Source organism: Streptomyces sp. SID14478, from assembly GCF_010548525.1.
Taxonomy (GTDB): Bacteria; Actinomycetota; Actinomycetes; order Streptomycetales; family Streptomycetaceae; genus Streptomyces.
In genome coordinates, this window is the sequence record NZ_JAAGMG010000193.1 from 1 (window position 1) to 3,601 (window position 3,601).

The 3,601-nt window shown below is 69.3% G+C and carries 4 protein-coding genes and 1 pseudogene; 4 read left to right on the top strand and 1 reads right to left on the bottom strand.

Translation table 11 applies throughout. The features are described from left to right. Positions 1 to 256 (top strand): annotated as a pseudogene (locus G3I40_RS07180) (SAM-dependent methyltransferase); the annotation flags it as partial. 85 nt (positions 257 to 341) lie between these two features. On the opposite strand, the gene G3I40_RS07185 reads toward G3I40_RS07180, so the two are convergent. Next, positions 342 to 1,262 carry an RNA polymerase sigma factor SigF gene (locus G3I40_RS07185; protein ID WP_164301320.1) on the bottom strand — a complete coding sequence of 307 codons (921 nt, stop codon included), beginning with the start codon at positions 1,260 to 1,262 and terminating at the stop codon, positions 342 to 344. Positions 1,263 to 1,500: 238 nt separating this feature from the next. On the opposite strand from G3I40_RS07185, the gene G3I40_RS07190 reads away from it, so the two are divergent. The 3 genes from G3I40_RS07190 (at position 1,501) to G3I40_RS07200 (ending at position 3,551) form a co-directional block, all read left to right on the top strand. Further along, positions 1,501 to 1,872, top strand: a complete 372-nt coding sequence (locus G3I40_RS07190) for an STAS domain-containing protein (RefSeq protein ID WP_164301321.1) — start codon at positions 1,501 to 1,503, stop codon at positions 1,870 to 1,872. A 209-nt stretch (positions 1,873 to 2,081) separates the two neighbouring features. Then, positions 2,082 to 2,561 carry an ATP-binding protein gene (locus G3I40_RS07195; protein ID WP_164301322.1) on the top strand — a complete coding sequence of 160 codons (480 nt, stop codon included), beginning with the start codon at positions 2,082 to 2,084 and terminating at the stop codon, positions 2,559 to 2,561. 270 nt (positions 2,562 to 2,831) lie between these two features. Continuing rightward, positions 2,832 to 3,551, top strand: a complete 720-nt coding sequence (locus tag G3I40_RS07200; protein ID WP_164301323.1) for an LPXTG cell wall anchor domain-containing protein — start codon at positions 2,832 to 2,834, stop codon at positions 3,549 to 3,551. The last annotated feature ends 50 nt before the right edge of the window (positions 3,552 to 3,601 follow it).

Sequence of the window (3,601 nt, forward strand, 5' to 3'; positions counted from 1 at the left end):
GCTGCGGGCCGCCGGGCTGGGCGACGTGCGCGGTGTCGAGCTCGCGTGGGAGCACCGGGCGGACGCCGACGAGTGGTGGGGCGGCTTCGCGGACGAGGGCGTGGGCACCGTCGGGACGATGCTGAGCGCCCTGTCGCCCGGCGGGCGCGCCGCCGCCAGGGCCCACTACGACCGGCTCGCCGTCGAACTGGCCGCCCCCGACGGGCGGTTGGCCCTCCCGCACATCGCCGTACTGGCCGACGGCACCCGGCCCTGAAGCGGTACGCGTACGGGCCCGCCTCCCGGGGATCAGGGAGGCGGGCCCGTACGGGTGAGGAATCGTAAGAGGCCGGGAGGTGGGCTCACTCCTCCACCGTCAGCCCCTTGCGCAGGCGCACCAGCGTTCGCGACAGGAGACGCGAGACGTGCATCTGCGAGATTCCCAGCTCGTCGCCGATCTCCGACTGCGTCATGTTGGCGACGAAGCGGAGGGCGAGGATCTTGCGGTCGCGCGCCGGGAGTTCCGCGATCAGCGGCTTGAGGGACTCGACGTACTCGATGCCCTCCAGGCCGTGGTCCTCGTAGCCGATGCGGTCCGCGAGCGCGCCCTCGGAGTCGTCGTCCTCGGGCTGGGCGTCGAGCGAGCTGGCGGTGTAGGCGTTGGACGCCGCCATGCCCTCGACGACCTCTTCGTTCGAGATGCCCAGGCGCTCGGCGAGCTCGCCCACCGTGGGGGCGCGGTCGAGCTGCTGGGCGAGCTCGTCGCCCGCCTTGGCGAGGTCGAGACGGAGCTCCTGGAGGCGGCGGGGTACGCGCACGGACCAGGAGGTGTCACGGAAGAAGCGCTTGATCTCCCCGACGATGGTTGGCATCGCGAAGGTGGGGAACTCGACCCCACGGCTGAGCTCGAAGCGGTCGATGGCCTTGATCAGGCCGATGGTGCCGACCTGGATGATGTCCTCCATCGGTTCGCTGCGGGAGCGGAACCGGGAAGCCGCGAACTTCACCAGGGCGAGGTTGAGCTCGACCAGCGTGTTGCGTACGTAGGAGTACTCGTGAGTGCCCTCTTCGAGAGTCTCCAGGCGCTCGAAGAGCGTCTTGGACAGGGCACGGGCGTCGAGCGGTCCCACTTCGTCGAAAGGCGGGATCTCCGGAAGCCCGTCGAGGCCCTCCAGAGCGTCGGACGCGTCGTGCTCGGCGTCGACTGGGGGTTCCGGGGGGAGTGTCGACGTCGCCTGGTCAGTACGCGATTCGTCGAGCCGGGGTGACATGATGTCCTCCATCGTTCTCGGCATATGGCTGCCGATGCCAATACGTGCACTACGGAGTGCGGCGCCTCCAAAGCCGGCCGTGTCGATTTCTGTCCTTACTAGGCCTACCCGCTTTCCTTACCGGGTCGCAAGTGCGATCTGAGCTGAATTGTCCGATTTCTAGAGGTTGTTCGGGTGTCAAGGTCCGTAGAGAAGGCGTAGTGTTCGAGGGCGTCAATCGGCACGTCGAAGGCAGCGAGAGAGAGACGTCATGGACCGCGGGACAGTCGGCAGCGCGCATCGGGGCCGGCTTCTGGTCGAGGTGCGGCAAGAGGGCTCCAGTGCCGTCGTGACCCCGGCGGGTGAGTTGGATCACCACACCGCCGATCTACTGCGCGAGCCTCTTGAGGAGTGCCTCGACGGCGGCTTGTCACGCCTCGTGGTCGACTGCTCGCGCCTCGAATTCTGCGACTCGACCGGACTGAACGTCCTGCTGGGTGCGCGACTCAAGGCCGAAGCCGCCGGAGGCGGTGTCCATCTGGCCGGGATGCAGCCGGTGGTCGCCAGGGTCTTCGAGATCACCGGGGCGGACGCCGTGTTCACGGTGCACGACTCGCTGGAGACGGCGCTGGCCGCGGAGTGACCTGATGACCGCGCGCCTGCGGGCTGCAGAAGTTACGCTCCAGTTGTCTCTGCGTGATCGACGCGTTACCAGCGTCACATCAGCCGCGACGAACGGATGGGTGTTCTCGTCGTTCCGCCGGGCAGGAGACGCAGAAGACATCCGACCGCCCCTCCAACCCTGAATCCTGAAGCTGAACTGAATTGGTGAATCGGTGAGGTGAAGTGCTGATGAGCACCACCCGGCCTTACTCGCCGGGCGATCAGAGCCCCGAGTCCGGCGACGTCCCGGCTGCCGGGGGCCGGCAGGTCCGCAGGCTGAGCCTCGCGGGGGCGAGCGGCATCGTGCCGCTGGCTCGCGACTTCGCCCGGGACGCGCTGTACGCCTGGGGCTGGATGCCGGCCCCGAGCGCGGATCGCCGCGCGGCCGCGGAGGATGTGCTGCTCGTCGTCTCCGAGCTGGTCACCAACGCCTGCCTGCACGCCGAGGGCCCGGACGAGATGGTCGTCTCCCTCGACAGCAAGGTGCTGCGCATCGAGGTCACCGACCACGGTGCCGGCCAGCCCGCACCCCGCACCCCGCACCGCGCGGGGCGCCCCGGAGGCCACGGCATGTTCATCGTCCAACGCCTCTGCCTCGACTGGGGAGTTGTGCGCACACCGGGCCTCACGGGCAAGACCGTCTGGGCGGAACTGGGCGCCCCCGCCTAGGGCGTTCCCCCAAAGTCACGCCTGCCCCGCGGCGCGATCTCCTCTTAGGCCCCCCTCCGGGGTCGCCGGTCGCCCGGGTAGCGTCCCGGCCCCGGGCAGGGCCCGGCTCCACGGGCCGGTCACGGCTTCTTTTCGCGCGTGTTTCCGAGCGCGTCGGATCGTCTTCGATCCGGCGTGCTCTTTGTCTTCCCTCGGCAGGGTCCCCGGCGTACCTTGAGCCACCCGCATCTGATGAACCGTCAGTAACCGTCGGTCTGAAGGGATCTCGAGGTGTCGTACCGGACGTACCAGAAACGAACCGCCGCGTTCGCGCTCAGCGCGGCTCTGGCGAGCTCGGCGGTGCTGATGGCCGCCCCCACAGCGCAGGCGACGGTCCAGAACGTCAACTACCAGTGCAAGACGCCGATCGGGAACAAGGGCGCCGTCTCCCCGATCGACATGAAGAGCGTCAAGAGCGGCAGCGGCTACAAGATCACGATGTCCTTCCAGAAGGGCGTCTCCTCCAGCCCGGTCGAGCTCGGCAAGGGCGCGATGAATCCCAGCGCGGTCATCAAGCTGGGCGGCGCGGACAGCGGCTCGCTGCCGGTGACGGGACCGCCGAACTCCGCGGCGATCCCCGCCAACTCCCCCATCAAGATCAGCGACTTGTCGGGGACGTACACGCCGAAGAAGAGCGGCAAGGTCTCGTTCACGGCCGGTGTCCTGACCATCAAGGCGCTCGGTACGACGACGACGTGCACACCCTCCAACAACCCGAAGCCGTCCCTGGAACTGGACGTCAAGGCAGCGGGCGGTGGCGGCGGGTCGACAGGCGGTTCGACCGGTGGCTCCTCGGGCTCCTCGCAGTCCGCCCCCTCCGGCGGCGGCGAGCTCCCGCAGACCGGTCCCGAGGACTCGGCGATCGCGCTGGGCACGCTGGGCGGCACGGTGCTCCTCGCCGGGGCGGCGGGCGCCCTGTGGCTGACCCGCAGGAACCAGTCGGCGCGGTAGATGGCGCCGCGTACGGGGCGCGGGTCCGGGCCGGTGCGCGGCCGCCCCAC

Bases quoted from the DNA above. Each gene is read 5' to 3' on its own strand.
- G3I40_RS07185 (WP_164301320.1), bottom strand. From the start codon at position 1,262: ATGGAGGACATCATGTCACCCCGGCTCGACGAATCGCGTACTGACCAG.
- G3I40_RS07190 (WP_164301321.1), top strand. From the start codon at position 1,501: ATGGACCGCGGGACAGTCGGCAGCGCGCATCGGGGCCGGCTTCTGGTC.
- G3I40_RS07195 (WP_164301322.1), top strand. From the start codon at position 2,082: ATGAGCACCACCCGGCCTTACTCGCCGGGCGATCAGAGCCCCGAGTCC.